This is a genomic window from Staphylococcus sp. 11262D007BW (assembly GCF_053547815.1).
Map to the genome: position 1 here is coordinate 877,958 of NZ_JBPWPJ010000001.1, position 16,624 is coordinate 894,581.

Below are 16,624 nucleotides of genomic sequence, written 5' to 3' on the forward strand. Positions count from 1 at the left end.
ACCAAAAAGAACCTCGATGCTATAAGAGCATCGAGGTTCTTTATTTATGACTTATAACGTGCTTGATAAGCTGCATTCATTTTAATAAGTTCAGCTTTTAATGTTTTCATTTGTTGATAACCCATATAATGGTGTTTTTTGTCTTTTATATATTGTAGGCGTTCTTCTAAATTAAATGGCTTTAATTTAAGGTCATTAATGTCTAATGTGTCTTCCGATGTTAAATTGTTTACATTTTTTAAATAGGTTAGCAATTGATCATAATACTGATCAAGGTATTCAAATGATACGTCTTGCCCTATTTTACGTTGATTAGCAAACACATCTAAAATCTCTTCAAGTTCTTTAAATCGCTCTATGTTATTTTCCATTTGCTTTTTCCTCCGTAACACGTAAAGACTGACGATATCTTTTTTGACCCTCTCTACAATCTTGAAATAAAGGACAAACATCACATTTTGGTTTACGTGCAGTACAATGATAGCGACCAAAGAAAATAAGTTGATGATGACTTTTTGTCCATCTTTCTTTAGGAATAATTGACGTTAAACGATTTTCTACTTCAATGACGCTATCTTTCCATCTGCAAATACCCAGTCGTTTCGAAACTCGTTCAACATGTGTATCCACAGCTAGTGACGGTTCACCAAATGCGACACTCATGACGACATTTGCCGTTTTTCGCCCTACGCCTGCTAAACTTTCTAATGCTTTATGCGTTTGAGGGACAGTTCCATCGGATTTTTCTAATAAGGAACGGCATAATTTTTTTATATTTTTAGCTTTATTTCGATATAAACCAATTGAGCGAATATCGTTTTCTAATTCAGTGATATCGACAGCTAAGTAATCCTCAGGTGTTTTATACTTTTGAAATAAGTCTTTCGTTACTTTATTGACCGTATTATCAGTACATTGAGCAGATAGTAGTACAGCTATCGTTAATTCAAATGGATTATCATGTTTTAATTCACATTCTGCATCAGGAAACATTGAGTCGATGACGTCAATCATTTCTAATGCTTTACGTTTACTTATCAAAAGGATCCTCTCCTTTCAACCAATTAAATTTTGGAAAATGATCAATTGATTGCGTCTCTTGTGGTGATGATTTTTTAAATTGCGCGCGAATAGGTTTTGTATCTTCCACTTCGGTCACATTGTTTTTCTTCCAATTTAATAAAATACGGTCGATATATTTTAAAGAGTATTTTTCATGTGCTAAAGCTTCATCAATCGCAGCTTCTATGATATCGAGAGAATACCCATCGACATCAATCCACTGATTTAAATGTTCGATTTCTAAAGGAGATAAAGCTCTTCCAAATGTTTGCTCGATCTTACTAAATATTTGTTTAAAATGTTCTTTTTCGTCTAATTTTTGATTTTGTTGATCAATATTGTTTAAAACGCTAACGAGTTGTTCATAAAATCCATCTAAATTAATATACTCTGTAAATTTTCCGGATTCGTTTTTATTTACTTTCATTGAGAGTAAACCTAATTGAATAAACTTTTGGATCATTTGTGTAATTTCAGCTTCACTTAATGATGTCCCTTTCTGAAGTGTTGGTATAGAGGGTTGTTCGCTCGTCGTTTCATAACAGTAGATTAGCTTAATCATTATAATTAAATCAGCTTCATTTAAACCAAGTTGATCATAGTGTTCGAACAAATCATATTGTAATACTACAGGACGTTGCTTAAGTTCTCGTATGTTCAACGACATTCACTCCCTTTCTGGAATGATAGAAAATATATACTCTATAAAAAAAGACCAAGTTGTTGTAAAACACACTGACTTGGTCTCTTCTACAGATTTAATTGTATTTAACATTAAATCAAGTTTGGTTTATGGATATAAACGGTTAAGTAAACGAGGGAATGGTGATGTTTCACGCACATGTTCTACTCCAGCAATCCATGCAACTGTTCTTTCTAAGCCTAATCCAAAACCACTATGAGGTACACTACCGTATTTACGTAAATCTAAATAGTATTGATAACTTTCTGGGTCTAAGTGATGTTCATCAATACGTTGTTCTAATAGTTCTAAGTCGTTAATACGTTCTGAACCACCAATAATTTCCCCATAACCTTCAGGCGCAATAAGGTCTGCACATAATACTGTATCATTATTATCAGGGTTAGGTTGCATATAGAATGGTTTAATGTTAGTTGGGTAATTCACAATGAATACTGGTAAGTCATAATGATTAGCGATAGCCGTTTCATGTGGTGCACCAAAATCATCGCCCCATTCAATATCATCAAAACCTTCTTTGTGTAAAAATTCAATCGCATCATCATACGTAATACGAGGGAATGGTGTTTGTAATTTTTCAAGTTTTGAAGTGTCACGCTCAAGACGTTTAAGTTCAAGCTTACAATTTTTGAGTACTTCTTGAACGATATATGTGACAAAAGATTCTTGAATTTGTAAACTTTCCTCATGTGTTGTAAATGCCATTTCAGGTTCGATCATCCAGAACTCAATTAAATGACGACGTGTTTTTGATTTTTCAGCTCTGAACGTTGGACCAAATGAGAATACTTTACCATATGCCATTGCAGCAGCTTCCATATATAATTGACCACTTTGTGATAAGAAGGCATCTTGATCAAAATATTGAGTATGGAATAATTCACTTGTACCTTCTGGTGCACTAGCTGTTAAAATAGGTGGATCAATCTTTGTGAAACCATGTTCATTAAAAAATTCGTATGTTGCACGAATAATTTCATTTCGAATTTTCATAACAGCATGTTGTTTTCTAGAACGTAACCATAAATGTCTGTGGTCCATTAAGAATTCGGTACCATGATTTTTAGGTGTGATTGGATAATCATGAGACTCATGAATGACTTCGATAGATTTGATTTGCATTTCGTAACCTAAATCTGAACGTTGGTCTTCAGTAATTTCACCTGTTACATATAATGAAGACTCTTGTGTAATGGATTTAGCTAAATCAAATGTTTCTTCGTCAACTTCTGATTTAACCACTACCCCTTGCATGAAACCTGTACCATCTCTTAGTTGTAAAAAGGCAATCTTACCACTTGAACGTTTATTCGCAAGCCAAGCGCCGATTGTCACCTCTTGGCCGATATAATCTTTTGCATTTTTAATTGTAGTTTTCATAACAAATCTCCTATTCAATTAATACATATGTTATTTTAACAAAACTCTTAATTGACATCTAGCGCTTAATACTTATTATATTTAATCGCTATCATTAAGTTGATTTAATAATTTTTCAAAATGATCAATATTACCTTGAGTCATGTCAAAATGATTTAGCGTATCTAAAAAAGCACGTTTATAATGACTATGAATGAGTCGATTATCAAAAGATACGACAACCCCTTTATCATCTTCATTTCTAATAAGTCGCCCTAAACCTTGTCTAAAACGTGTCACCGCATCAGGTAATACATAATCTTTAAATATGTTATCAAACTCATCCTTCAGTAACATTACTTTATTGGCATGCTGACTCATAAAAGGCAATTTTGTAATCATCACACATTTGATGCCATGAGATTGATAATCGAATCCTTCAAAAAAGGAAATCGTGCCTAATAAAATAGCTTTATCAAAATGGTTAAATTGTTGGATGATTTTATAATTTTGGTTAGGTTGTTGCGATAGAATGACATAATCTTCTAATTCTACCATCTGATTTAAATATTCTAGCACTGTATAAAGCATAGTATAACTGGTAAATAATACTAAGCATTTACCTTCTACTGTACTCACATAACGACCGATATATTCCACTATTTTTTCAACATATTGATCATAATTTTGATGATTATATTTTTCAATATCTTCAGGAATAAATAAATGTCCTTGATTTGAATCTGTTGTTGGTGAATTGACTTGATAAGTATTCAGTTCATGTTTATTTTCAAACCAATTTAAAAAGGTTGAGAACTTTTGATTAAATGTTAAAGTTCCAGAAATCATGGTCATTGATTCGAATTGATTTAATAATTGTTCTGTTAAAATTGATTTTACGGTCGTTTCTTTAATATGCAATTTAAGTGTTGACTTATGTTCGAGATTTTTCAAGACAAGATAAAATATTTGATGATGTTTTAGTGCGGTCTCCACTCGCTGTAATTGATGAAGGATATGCAGTAAATGTTTTCTAACTGTCTTGACAACTTTATGTTGCATATTTTGAAAGTGACTAATCATTTGATTCAGTTGATGTATATAGCGATGTAACGATGGTAAAATCATATTTTCATCGATGTGATATACATAATAATTTTTGGACGTTTCATCATCATAAACATCCCCCGCCTCTATCAAATCATAAAGTAAATCAAAGAAATCTTTAGTATATTGATGAATATCTAAAATATCTTGCTTTATTGTAAAAATATCAATAGGTGGTATATCTAAATTATGCAAAATACGTTGTTGTTCTAATTGATCCAATTGCTTTAACAACTTTTCTTCTTCTGTTTTACCAATTAAACCAAGATGATATTTTACATCGTCGTAACTTAATTCAGACACAGAACAATCAAGTGCATAATCAGGTAAGCGATGAGCCTCGTCAATAATACAGTGATTGAATAATTGATAAATAGAGTTGTCCGACGACGCATATAATAAATGCGCATGATTCGTTACCCCTATTTGAATCTTACTAGCATTCGACTTAATATAATCATAATAATGTTTATCATGGCGTGATGGGACATACGTTTGACGCTTTTGATCAAGATATATTTGTTGAGCTCCGCGTAAATTAAGCTCTTGAATATCGCCTGTATTTGTTTGAAGCAACCAAACCAATAATTGCATCTTAAGAATATTGACATCATAATTTTGAATCTCATCTTGTAAAATATCACTGACTAAACCAAGAGAAATATAATCACGTTTACTTTTGATTAATGCAGAATTAATACTAAAGTCCATTGCTTTATTGATTAATGGGATATCATGATTTAATAATTGATACTGGAGTATTTTTGTATTTGTTGAAATCATTACATGTTCCCCAGTTTCAATATGGTACATTAATGCAGCAACGATATAAGCTAACGATTTGCCACTCCCTGTTTCTGCTTCAATCAGTGATTTTTGATTATTCATTAACTGTGAAAAAATGGTTTCTGCAAGATAAAGTTGTGTGTCTCTATGTTGATATTGAATGTGCTCAATTATGGTTGAATACAGATCTTTGATACTTCCTTCAAATTGAATCGTCTCATTCGGTAAGTCATTTTGAGCCTTATAATAAATTTGATTTGAATGTTTAAGGTATTGATGATTGTCATTTGGTTCATGATTGCGTACGAGTTCAAAAAAATAATCATCCAGTTGATATTTTAAAGTTTTACTTAAGTAATACAATTGTTTTTTAGTTTCATATGGTAATTGTTGTAACGTTTCAAAGGCTTTAATTAAAATTAATGCAGTCGTATAAGCATCTTCATCAGCACGATGGGCCTGAGCTAAAGGAATACTTAAAGATGTAGCGATTTCACTTAACTGGTAACTTTTTTCGGTTGGAAACGCAATTTTAAATATTTCTAGAGTATCTAAAATTCGTTTTGGCTTAAACTCAATGCCACATTGTTTGAATGCTTGTTGTAAAAATGAAAGGTCGAAATTAACATTATGTGCCACAAAAACGCAGTCTTTTAGTTTTTGGTACAGAGATTGAGCAATATCTTTAAAATAAGGTGCTTCTGTTAACATAGATGTTTCAATAGATGTTAAGGCCTGAATAAATGTTGGTATTTCAAGATCAGTTTTAATCATTGAATGATACGTATCTTCAATGGCATTATTTCGAATAAATGTAATACCAATTTGGATGATGTCATCCTGTTTTATTTGGTTACCAGTTGTTTCAAGATCGACAACAGCTAGTTTTAAATTAGGATACACGATAAGCCTCCTTTCTATATATGTTTAAGGCTAAAAATCGATATCAGCACTCATTAAACGATGGACCTTTTGATGATCGTCTTCCACATGCAAGAACCCTTGGTCGTCGATTTCTATAACCTGTCCATAAAATTGATTGCCAGCTTCTGTAAAACGTAGTCGTCTGTTCCAAATATTTGAAGCAGCGATATAATCGTCTTTAATTGACGTAAAAGGTTCGTTTAAAAATTGGTGATAGCGATTTTCTATGTTTTTCAATAATTGTTTTAAAAATTGATAGCGTTCAATCGTGTCCTGATGAGAGTGAAGTCGAACGCTCGTTGCTTTTTCAGCAAGTTCCCCACTAAAATCTTCAGCATTATGATTAAGGTTAATACCAATTCCACATATTACTGCATCTACACGATCAGCATTCGCGACCATTTCAGTTAAAAAGCCGCAAACTTTACGAGTTCCGATATATATGTCGTTGGGCCATTTTATTTTAACAGGCTCATTCACATACGTTTGTATTGTTTCACAAATCGCTAATGATATAAATAAATTAAATGTGGTTAACATAGAAAACGGGACATTCGGACGGACAACGAATGACATCCAAACGCCTTTCCCTTTAGAAGAATTCCATGCGCGTTTAAATCTACCTGTCCCCGCTGTTTGTTCATCACTAATCACAATGAAAGGTTTTTCTTCTTCTATTAATAATGATTTAGCTGTAATTTGAGTCGATTTTAAAGCATCATATGTGTAACTTTTTTCTATAAATGGTATATCTTCTAAAATAGATTGTAATATACCGTTGTACCATTGATCAGGATATTGATTGAGTCTATGCCCATTATATTGAACTGAATCAATGGAGATACCATCTTCTTTCAATTGATCTATTACTTTTTTAACAGTCATTCTTGAAACATTTAAATGTTTCGCGATTCCCTCACCTGAAATATATTCTGGTGTAGCATCTGTAATTGATTTTAAAATTAAATCACGGTATTTAGACATTTGTTTTCACCCATTTTAAAATATCATTTTGATTATTGTTGATTTGCAATTGAACTATCGCACATTCAATATCACGTAACGCCGTTTTTAACCACGGTCCGCCTTTACGATCAAGCGCCTTCATCAGTACTTGGCCATCAATATCGATATCTTTTCGTTGTTGAATAGGCAAGGTGTTAAATGCATGTTTGATCGATGTTGTATTAAATAAGTTCTCATTAGGCAACTGAATATGATTATCCTTAAGCAACTTGCTTAATTGTACAATCGTTAATGTTAAATCATAGCTATAATCGTAAACAAATTGACGTAACGCATGTTCATTCGTTAATGTTTGTACGTCTGTTAAAGCGCTTTTTATTTGTGTAATTTGACGTTTACTTTGATTACTTAATTTTAAATTTTTAAATGATTGTTCTGAAGAAAACTTCAATAGAATCAGCGCTATAAAAAATTCTAAACTGATAGGTTGTGTAATATGAAGTTGACTTAAGTTAAATTGTTGAAAGAAAGGAATCTGTTTCCAAAATTGTAAGTCATTTAAATCGTCCATTGTGGCTTTCACATTAGCGCCGTGCAACAATTTTTTAAGTTCAACAATGATACGTTCAATCGATAGATATTGAAGATCATGAATTTGTTTTTGCATTGCTTCAAATGTAGCGGTTTCGATAGAAAAACTTAACTGAGATTTAAAGCGCAAGCCTCTTAGTATTCGAAGTGCATCTTCAGAAAATCGCTCATCAGGCTGACCAACTGTACGTATTTTTTTTAGAAGAATGTCTTCCTTACCATTAAAATAATCGTATAGATTAAAGTGTGCATCCATCGCAATCGCATTAATGGTAAAATCACGTCTTTTTACATCTTCATACAAACTTCTAACGAACGTAACGTCACTTGGTTTACGGTGGTTAATATATTCAGCTTCTGTCCGAAAGGTAGTAATTTCATAATTATCGCCTTCCCACACGACGTTAATGGTACCGTGTTCTTTACCCACTGGTATGGTATGTGTGAAAAGTGTTTCTATTTCATCTGGTGTCGCGCTCGTTGTGATATCTACATCATTAATCGCTCTATTCATTAAAAAATCTCGAACAGAGCCTCCAACAAAATAAGCTTGAAAACCATTTTGTTGAATATGTTCTAAGATGGGTTGAGCAATTTTGAATGGTTGAACGTTATCCACTTTAGAGATCCCCTATCATTTTTTTATAATAATATTCATATTGATCAGCGATAATATTAGAATGAAAACGTGAATGAATATCTTCTAACATTTGTTGTTGCATAGATGCATACAGTGCATCGTCACTCAACAATTTGATAGCATATTTTGCTGCACTATAACTATCTCCAACATCCACGAGAAAGCCCGTTTTACCGTGGTCAATTACCTCTTGAATGCCACCTGCTCTTGTACCGATTGGAAGGACACCCGTATTCATCGCCTCTAATAATGTCAGGCCAAAACTTTCTTTTTCGCTTAGAAGTAAAACAAGGTCTGAAAATTGATAAAAATGACTCATACAATCCTGTTTACCTAAAAATAACACGTGATCTGTTAAGTTTAATGCTTTTACCTTTTGTCTCATATCTTGAAGTTCAGGTCCATCACCGATTAATAGTAATTTTGATGGAATTTCTTGATGGATATAATAAAAAGCGTCGATAATCGTATCGATTCGTTTTACTTTTCGAAAGTTAGAAACATGGACTAACACCTTTTCATGTGGTTTGATACCATAGCTACTTTTGTATTCAGGATTATACCCATAAGGGAATTCTGATTCTCGTACAAAGTTATATATAGGTACAATGTCTTTATCTGCTTTTATAATTTCATTCGTTTGTTGTTTTAATGCTTCGCTAACACTTGTGACGACATCACTGTGTTCTATACCAAACTTAATTGCATTTCTCAGTGAATGGTCATACCCTAATACAGTAATATCTGTACCATGTAAAGTCGTCATGATTTTGATATCTTTTCCAGACATCTGTTTGGCTAATATACCACAAATAGCATGAGGAATAGCATAATGCATATGTAGAATATCTAGATCGTATTCATTGATGACATTCGCGATTTTCGTACTTAATGAGATATCATATGGTGGATATTGAAAAACGGCATATTGATTCACATCAACTTGATGAAATGTGATGTTAGGCAATGGTCTATTTAAACGAAATGGCATATTCGATGTAATAAAATGCACCTCATGACCACGTTCTGCCATTAATATACCCAACTCAGTAGCTATAATTCCTGAGCCACCTATTGAAGGATAACAAGTTATTCCTATTTTCATAAGAAAGCCACCTTTCGTTATTTTCTTTCAAATCGATCTTTATCTCGTGTATTAAATTTCTCCATTGTTTGATTAAAACTTTCTGTTAAATCAATATCCATCGAGTTAGCAATACACAACAATACAAATAGGTTATCACCTAATTCATTAGAAATAGTATTTTCTTCCTCTGTCGCTTTTTTCTTTTTTTCACCATACACATGATTAATTTCTCTAGCCAGTTCGCCAACTTCCTCAGTTAATCGCGCTAAATTAGCAAGTGGTGAAAAATAGCCTGCTTTAAATTGAGAAATATAGTCATCTACTTCTTTTTGCATGTCGTCCATCGTTTTCATAATCCTATTTGTCCTTTCAATATATAGTCTCTTTTATCTTACATGATTTAGCCATATGTGAGCAATATCCACGGCTCATCGCATTTATGATGATGAAATACTACATTAAAAATAAATCTCAGTAAGATATTTAGAGTGATTTTATCATCGATGACAACAAAAAGAAGCAGAAGATTGAATTCAACCTTCTGCTTTCATTGCTTTATTATTTTATAACACCGATTACGTTATTCTGAGTTTCTTGCAATTAATATAAAACGTAACAATTCGGCAACTGCAACAGCTGTTGAAGCAACATAAGTCATCGCTGCTGCTCTTAAAACACGTCCTGCATGTTTATATTCGTTTTGATTGACTATATCTAACCGTTGTATTTGGTTCATCGCTCGTTTACTTGCATCAAACTCTACTGGGAGTGTGACGATTGAAAAGAGTACTGCAAATGCCATTAAGAAAATACCAATCCATAATGCAGTAGATCCTAATGCTGATTGCATCGCTGTTAAAATAAAACCAGCTAATATAAATAAGTAGGATAACGAACTACCTAAATTAGCAACGGGTACGAGTGCAGTTCGAAAACGTAAAAAGAAGTATCCCTCATAGTGTTGGATCGCATGCCCTACTTCATGGGCTGCAATGGCTGTACCTGCGACACTAGGACGGTTATAGTTGGCCGGTGAAAGTACAACGACCTTTTTTTGAGGATCGTAATGATCTGTTAAAAAGCCTTGTCCTTCTCTAACGTCTACATCGTTAATACCATTGGCATGTAAAATTTCTAATGCGACGTCGCGACCTGTTTTACCACTAGTCGATCTAACTTGGGAGTACTTTTCGTAATTCGATTTTACTTTATATTGTGCATACATCGGTAAAATCATCAGAATAACGACATAAATTATAAACGACATAAAAGACATAAAGTTCACTCCTTTAATCTACATTTTACGTGTAGGGTTAAGTGTGGTCAAATGTTTTAGCGCTTCTTTTGTAATAAATCCATATGCTTATAAGAAGCGGTATAACGGTTAACCAAAATGCAATATAGCCAACGATCGATTCATATTGCACTAAAGAACCATACACCGGATATTGATGGAAAACATAGTCAATCACATCATTATGAACGACCCAAACCATGGTCAGTGCAATGCTAAATAATGTGAATTTAAACCTAGGAAGAAAAATGAATGCTTGAAGCGCCATAATGCCGTGTGAGCATATTAACATGAGCCCTGTTATCGTTACTTCTCCATCTACTATGAACATCATAATATTCATAATTACTGCCCAAACACCATATTTTATTAATGTGATAAATGCCAATGTATCTAATAATGGGCTTTGAGTCCCTACTAACAATAAAATGAGCGAAATACATAAAAATAATGTAGCTGTTGGACTATCTGGTATAAATGGCATAAAGTACCATTTTGATTGAAATAATTGCGGTAAATACCAGACATAACCATATATAGTTCCTAAAAAGTTACATATTAATAAAAAAATTAATATTGCTTTTTGATGAATAATGAATGACCAAATCTGTGATAATGACATTGATGACACCTCATATTTATTTAAATGGGTTAAAGATGTAATTACCTCACGTTACGATAAATCAAAGACTATAAAGAATGTATGAGTATGGTATTAAGCATTCGCGAAAAATAATGAAAACGGTCTTTATCGTTTAACATTAAAGTCATATCGATCTCAGCTTTTAAAATAGAGACAATAGAAGGTAGATTGAATGTTGACCAATTAATGGTATATATATCTTTAAAATAATCACTTTGATGACCAGCAAGTAATTGATGCAACAATAAGTAATCATACCGTAAGTCTCTTTTGTGATCATTTGAAAAGTGAAGCTGAATATCGATTGGATTGTTATTTTGTACGACAACTTGAAATATCGCATTAGAATCTTTTAATAGTGTATGGCCATCTTGATATTGAATCGCAATATGATCTGATGCGGAAAGTGCGATTTCTATTGTCGGATGGTTAGCAATCTCATGATCTACAAACGTAATTCGTTCTAACAATTGTGGTTCACTTTTTAAATAATTTAAAATCCATACACTAATTCGAGATTTAAAATGATAGTTAAATAAGATATATTCAATAAAGTCTTTCTTTTCATCGTTTAACGATTTGGTAAACATTGAATCACCTAAAATAATCTTAATTGTTCTTCTTGCCACTCTGGGTTATTAGGATCAAGTGATAATAATGATTCTAATACAGATTTAGCTTGTGCAACTTGTCCAGTTTCAATTAAATAGTAGTAATAATCTTTAAGGAAATCGATATCCTCATTTAAATCATTAAACGCTAACTCATAAAAATGACTAGCTTCTTTATCTCTTTCTTCTTCTCCGTATGCATAAGCGAATTGCCACATCAATTTAGGATCCATATCTTCTTCATCGACATATTGGATTAGTTCAATTAATGCTTCATAATCTTCTTCATTTCTAAAGAAATCAGCAAGCATGATTAGTGGTTCTTGATAAGCGGGATCAACTTCGAGCGCTTGTTTTAATAAGCGTACCCCTTCATTTTGATCACCATATTCGATGAGTAAAGCCCCCGTGCTATACATTAGTTCTTTATAAAATTGGTTAAGCTTTAACCCTTCTAAACCAATGTCTATTGCATTTGGAAAATCTTTTTCATTTTCGTAAAGTTGTTGTAAGAAATAATAGCCTTGCATAAAGTCTGGATCTTTATGAAGTAACGTTTTAACCGACTTGATGGCTTCTTGCGTAAAATCATTCTTTTCATAGGCAATGGCACGTTTTAAATAATCTTCGGATGTCATTTCTTCTTCACTTAATTCATCAAACCATGAAAGCGCATCTGAGTAATTACCACTTTGCAAGCTACTATCTGCTAATCTTGAAAATAGATTAACGCCATTAATTTCATGTTCTCCAGTTTCTAACACAGTGTCGTATTCACGAGAAGCTCTGATATACTGACCATCATAATATAGCAGTTCTGCAAGTGCGAAATGGATAATTGGGTCTGATGGCTCTAAATCAAGCGCTTGTTCAATTTTATCAATAGCTACATCAATCATATTGATTTGTTGATAAAGGTCAGCTTCTAACAGTAATCGTTCAGTTGACAGTTCAACATCATTTAAATATTCAAGTGCTTCATCGATTTGGTTTTCCGAAATAAGCCCATCAATAAAATAGATTAAAATTTCACTTTCGCTAGGATATTTTGTATATAAAGTACGGAAAACTTCCAAACCCTGAGGTATTAAACCATATTGATAGAGTGTTTCACCTAGTACAAAAAGCGCTTCATCATCATTAGAATGAAGTGCTTCTTGAACACGGGTATCTAATTGATCTAACTTTTGTAGATTAATGTCATCAATCAGTTTATAGATCTCTTGCATTATTTATCCCTCTTTTTCTAATTGTTTTAGCATAGGTAAGAATCCTGGGAATGATACATTAACACTTTCAAAACGTTCAATTTCTATAGGCTCGTCAGTCAGTAGAGATGCGATAGCAAGTGTCATACCAATTCTGTGATCGGTATGACTATCGACCCGATGATTTTGAGTTAATGTTGACGGATGAATAATGAGCCCATCATTTGTTGCCTCAAGTGAAAATCCAAGTTTTCCCAGTTCATTAGCCGTTGTATCTATGCGGTTGGTTTCTTTAACTTTTAATTCTTCAGCATCCTTTATGATACTTGAACCATTGGCTTGTGTACAGAGTAAAGCAATGACTGGTAATTCATCAATACATCTTGGAATTAATCCCCCACTGATTTCGATTGGTTTTAAATGTGGTGTATATTTGATACGAATTGAAGCGGTCGGTTCACTACCTTCTGATTTGTTAAAAATTGAAATATTTCCACCCATTGATTCGACGATATCTAAAATGCCATCACGTGTTGAATTGATTCCTACGTTATGTAGCGTAATATCACTGTGTGGTGTTATTAGAGCTGCAACAATGAAAAAAGCAGCTGACGAAATATCGCCAGGAACATAAAAATCTTGAGGCTCAATATGATCCACTGCATTGTGAGGTAATTTCACATATAAAGGTCCTGTTTCGATTGGGATATTAAAATGTTCGAACATCGTTTCTGTATGATTTCTTGAAAGGTCTTTTTCTTTGATTATTGTCTCTTTGTCTTTTGAGAATAAGCCTGCAAATAAAATAGCACTTTTGACTTGAGCACTTGCGACAGGCATAACATATTCAATACCTGTAACAGTGCTTGGTTCAATGATAAGAGGGGTATAGTTTTGATCGATACCAGTTATGCGAATGTTCATAGCTTGTAATGGTTTCAAAATTCGATCCATAGGTCGTTTACCAATAGAGGCATCGCCTGAAAGTACACTATGTATCCCTAGTCCACCTAACAACCCTGCCATTAAACGAGTCGTTGTCCCAGAATTTCCAGTGTATAGCGTTTGATGCGGCATATTAAATTGATGGTATCCTGGAGAATCGATGGTCATATTTTGTTCTTGAATATCAATCTCGACGCCTAATTGTTTAAAAATTTGAGCTGTTCTTAAACAGTCTTCTCCAAGTAGTGGTTGATAAATAGTTGTTTTTCCTTTAGCTAAAGATGCGAGCATAATGGCACGGTGTGTCATGGATTTATCGCCAGGAACAGTGACATTCCCATTTAACGTTCCTTTAATATCAATCTTCATGTGGATGCCCCCCCCTTTTTTAATTAATTGTTGTAGTATTGTAAATGCTTGTCTTAAAGTAGTGATATCAACTTGTTGGACAATTGGTTTTCCAAGTTCTTTAAGTAAGACCATATGAATTTCATTTTGGTGATTTTTTTTATCTTGTTTCATTAATGACAATAAGGTCTCAAAAGGAATATCACGGACACTGTCTAATGGATAACCCAATTGAGTGAAATAGTGATAATAATGTTGTACATTAACATCCACAGAATATACGAGCTCTGTCACAATAAATTGATACAAAATACCGATCATTACCGCATGACCATGAGGCATTTTAAGATGATATTCTACCGCATGACCAAATGTATGTCCTAAATTAAGATATTGTCTCATGCCTTTTTCTAATTCGTCTTGAACGACAATATTTAACTTTGTTTGAATGCCATGTTGTATAAAAGTATCAATGTTTTGTAAGGTTACTAAATCATTGATAGATGGATAGACACGCTCGATTGTATTTGTTTCTTTATGCCCACTGAGCAATGCGTGTTTATAAATTTCTGCGTAACCACTTTGAATTTCGGTTTCCGGAAGTGTAGTCAAGAATTCTAAATCATAAAGTACCGCTATAGGTCTATGAAACGCACCAATTAAATTTTTACCTTTTGAAGCATTAATACCAACTTTTCCCCCAATACTAGAATCATGTGCTAAAAGCGTCGTAGGTATCTGTAAAAAATCGACACCACGCAACAAAGTAGATGCTAAGAACCCTACAAAATCACCTGTAGCGCCGCCTCCAATTGAGACTAAACAAGTATTTCTAGTTGGTTGATAACTCAGTATGTGTTCCATTGTTATTTGATAATGCGTTATCGTTTTTAATGCTTCACCGGATGTTAGTGTAATGAGATAAGTGTGTGATGAGTGGGTTATCTCATCTATTTTATTGGGCCATAATTGGTATACTGCTTCATCAACTAAAAGAAAGGTTTGATCATAGCTTTCAATCAGATCAGACAGATGCTTAATAGCGCCATGTTCAATAATCACTGGATAATTGTGATCGTTGTAGGTCGTGAAAAACTTCATAGTATCACCCTCGATTAAAAGTTTTGATTAAGTTCGCGACGTTGATTGACTTGTGCTTGTAATTTAGAAAAATCATTCGACTCAAATTCTTCTAATAATGCACGCGCAATTTCAAATGATACTGCATGTTCACAGACGATACTTGCTGCCGGTACAGCACAACTATCAGAACGTTCAATTGAAGCTTTAAAAGGTTCTTTCGATTGAATGTCTACAGAAGCTAAAGGTTTGTATAGTGTCGGAATTGGCTTCATTACACCGTTAACGATGATTGGCATACCGTTACTCATACCACCTTCTAGGCCCCCGAGATGATTACTTGTTCTTGTATAACCACTCGCTTCGGAATAGACAATCGGATCTTGAACTTGACTGCCTGGTTGATCAGCAACATTAAACCCATCGCCAAAACTCACACCTTTAAAGGCATTAATACTAGCGACGCTTTGTGCGATTCTGCCATCTAATTTACGATCATAATGCACATAGCTCCCAATTCCAACAGGCATATGATTCACAATAACTTGAACTGTACCTCCGATTGAATCACCGTCTTTTTTAGTTTGGTCAATTTTATCATGTATTGATTGGACAAGACTTTGGTCAACCATACGCACATCATTTTGATCTACTGTTTTGCGAATTGTTTCGGGGTCATAAGCAATCTGATCATGGATGCCGCCTATTGAAACAACACGACTTAATAATTCAATATCTAATTGTTCTAATAATTGTTTACATACTGCTCCCACTGCCACTCTCGCAGCAGTTTCACGTGCTGAAGAACGTTCAAGGACATTTCTTAAGTCTCTGTGATTGTATTTCATACCTCCAACTAAATCTGCATGCCCTGGTCTTGGTTTTGTAATAACACGTTTCATGTTCGTTTGTGCTTCTTCACTAATTGGTGCTGCTCCCATAATATTACGCCAATGTGTAAAATCATCATTATGAATAACCAACGTTATTGGACTACCTAATGTATATCCATGACGTACACCAGATACAATTTCAACTGCATCTTTTTCAATTTGCATACGTCGTCCTCTGCCATATCCACCTTGTCGTTTAAATAATTCTAGATTTAAACGTTCGTGATCAATTTTCATATTTGCAGGTAAGCCTTCTAAAATGACAGTTAGTTGCGGTCCGTGTGATTCACCTGAAGTTAAAAATCTCATAAGTCTATACACTCCCCTGTAACATAAATAATATTTAGCATAACATATTTATTAAGATCGTTCACTTA

15 protein-coding genes and 1 pseudogene are annotated in these 16,624 nt (G+C 33.5%); all 16 read right to left on the minus strand.

Annotated elements, in window-relative coordinates; translation table 11 throughout:
- Window positions 1–44 precede the first annotated feature (44 nt).
- On the minus strand, window positions 45–371 hold the full coding sequence (locus ACEE93_RS04240) for a YpoC family protein (RefSeq protein WP_449155955.1): 327 nt from the start codon (window positions 369–371) through the stop codon (window positions 45–47).
- Window positions 361–1,041 carry an endonuclease III gene (nth, locus tag ACEE93_RS04245; protein ID WP_449156411.1) on the minus strand — a complete coding sequence of 227 codons (681 nt, stop codon included), beginning with the start codon at window positions 1,039–1,041 and terminating at the stop codon, window positions 361–363. Before nth ends, ACEE93_RS04240 begins: the two co-directional genes overlap by 11 nt.
- On the minus strand, window positions 1,031–1,723 hold the full coding sequence (locus tag ACEE93_RS04250; protein WP_449155953.1) for a DnaD domain-containing protein: 693 nt from the start codon (window positions 1,721–1,723) through the stop codon (window positions 1,031–1,033). Before ACEE93_RS04250 ends, nth begins: the two co-directional genes overlap by 11 nt.
- 129 nt (window positions 1,724–1,852) lie before the next feature.
- Window positions 1,853–3,145, minus strand: a complete 1,293-nt coding sequence (gene asnS, locus ACEE93_RS04255) for an asparagine--tRNA ligase (protein WP_449155952.1) — start codon at window positions 3,143–3,145, stop codon at window positions 1,853–1,855.
- Between the two features lie 81 nt (window positions 3,146–3,226).
- On the minus strand, window positions 3,227–5,920 hold the full coding sequence (locus ACEE93_RS04260; RefSeq protein ID WP_449155951.1) for a helicase C-terminal domain-containing protein: 2,694 nt from the start codon (window positions 5,918–5,920) through the stop codon (window positions 3,227–3,229).
- 30 nt (window positions 5,921–5,950) lie between these two features.
- Window positions 5,951–6,925 (minus strand): biotin--[acetyl-CoA-carboxylase] ligase, encoded by a 975-nt coding sequence (locus tag ACEE93_RS04265; protein WP_449155950.1) that lies wholly within the window; start codon window positions 6,923–6,925, stop codon window positions 5,951–5,953.
- Complete coding sequence (locus ACEE93_RS04270) at window positions 6,918–8,117, minus strand: CCA tRNA nucleotidyltransferase (RefSeq protein ID WP_449155949.1); 1,200 nt, start codon at window positions 8,115–8,117, stop codon at window positions 6,918–6,920. The genes ACEE93_RS04265 and ACEE93_RS04270 overlap by 8 nt, the downstream gene beginning before the upstream one ends.
- Before the next feature lies 1 nt (window position 8,118).
- Entirely contained in the window at window positions 8,119–9,243 is a 1,125-nt protein-coding gene (bshA, locus tag ACEE93_RS04275) for an N-acetyl-alpha-D-glucosaminyl L-malate synthase BshA (RefSeq protein ID WP_449155948.1), read from the minus strand.
- Window positions 9,244–9,260: 17 nt separating this feature from the next.
- Complete coding sequence (locus ACEE93_RS04280; RefSeq protein ID WP_449155947.1) at window positions 9,261–9,578, minus strand: nucleotide pyrophosphohydrolase; 318 nt, start codon at window positions 9,576–9,578, stop codon at window positions 9,261–9,263.
- A gap of 227 nt (window positions 9,579–9,805) precedes the next feature.
- The gene (locus ACEE93_RS04285) at window positions 9,806–10,501 is read right to left on the minus strand and encodes a zinc metallopeptidase (RefSeq protein WP_449155946.1); all 696 of its coding nucleotides are present in this window, start codon (window positions 10,499–10,501) and stop codon (window positions 9,806–9,808) included.
- Between the two features lie 37 nt (window positions 10,502–10,538).
- Window positions 10,539–11,141: a DUF1405 domain-containing protein gene (locus ACEE93_RS04290; RefSeq protein ID WP_449155945.1), complete on the minus strand. Its 603-nt coding sequence runs from the start codon at window positions 11,139–11,141 to the stop codon at window positions 10,539–10,541.
- A gap of 68 nt (window positions 11,142–11,209) precedes the next feature.
- On the minus strand, window positions 11,210–11,791 hold the full coding sequence (locus ACEE93_RS04295; protein WP_449156412.1) for a YpiB family protein: 582 nt from the start codon (window positions 11,789–11,791) through the stop codon (window positions 11,210–11,212).
- Complete coding sequence (locus ACEE93_RS04300; RefSeq protein ID WP_449155943.1) at window positions 11,761–13,002, minus strand: tetratricopeptide repeat protein; 1,242 nt, start codon at window positions 13,000–13,002, stop codon at window positions 11,761–11,763. The genes ACEE93_RS04295 and ACEE93_RS04300 overlap by 31 nt, the downstream gene beginning before the upstream one ends.
- A gap of 3 nt (window positions 13,003–13,005) precedes the next feature.
- Window positions 13,006–14,295, minus strand: coding sequence for a 3-phosphoshikimate 1-carboxyvinyltransferase (gene aroA / locus ACEE93_RS04305; RefSeq protein ID WP_449155942.1), 1,290 nt, complete (start codon window positions 14,293–14,295; stop codon window positions 13,006–13,008).
- 18 nt (window positions 14,296–14,313) lie between these two features.
- Window positions 14,314–15,375, minus strand: a pseudogene (aroB, locus tag ACEE93_RS04310) (3-dehydroquinate synthase); the annotation flags it as partial.
- 14 nt (window positions 15,376–15,389) lie between these two features.
- Entirely contained in the window at window positions 15,390–16,556 is a 1,167-nt protein-coding gene (gene aroC, locus ACEE93_RS04315) for a chorismate synthase (protein WP_449155940.1), read from the minus strand.
- Window positions 16,557–16,624: the final 68 nt, after the last annotated feature.

Excerpts from the sequence above, each read along its gene's own strand:
- ACEE93_RS04240 (WP_449155955.1), bottom strand. The coding sequence starts at position 371 with ATGGAAAATAACATAGAGCGATTTAAAGAACTTGAAGAGATTTTAGAT.
- asnS (WP_449155952.1), bottom strand. The coding sequence starts at position 3,145 with ATGAAAACTACAATTAAAAATGCAAAAGATTATATCGGCCAAGAGGTG.
- ACEE93_RS04265 (WP_449155950.1), bottom strand. The coding sequence starts at position 6,925 with ATGTCTAAATACCGTGATTTAATTTTAAAATCAATTACAGATGCTACA.
- bshA (WP_449155948.1), bottom strand. The coding sequence starts at position 9,243 with ATGAAAATAGGAATAACTTGTTATCCTTCAATAGGTGGCTCAGGAATT.
- ACEE93_RS04280 (WP_449155947.1), bottom strand. The coding sequence starts at position 9,578 with ATGAAAACGATGGACGACATGCAAAAAGAAGTAGATGACTATATTTCT.
- ACEE93_RS04285 (WP_449155946.1), bottom strand. The coding sequence starts at position 10,501 with ATGTCTTTTATGTCGTTTATAATTTATGTCGTTATTCTGATGATTTTA.
- ACEE93_RS04290 (WP_449155945.1), bottom strand. The coding sequence starts at position 11,141 with ATGTCATTATCACAGATTTGGTCATTCATTATTCATCAAAAAGCAATA.
- ACEE93_RS04300 (WP_449155943.1), bottom strand. The coding sequence starts at position 13,002 with ATGCAAGAGATCTATAAACTGATTGATGACATTAATCTACAAAAGTTA.
- aroA (WP_449155942.1), bottom strand. The coding sequence starts at position 14,295 with ATGAAGATTGATATTAAAGGAACGTTAAATGGGAATGTCACTGTTCCT.
- aroC (WP_449155940.1), bottom strand. The coding sequence starts at position 16,556 with ATGAGATTTTTAACTTCAGGTGAATCACACGGACCGCAACTAACTGTC.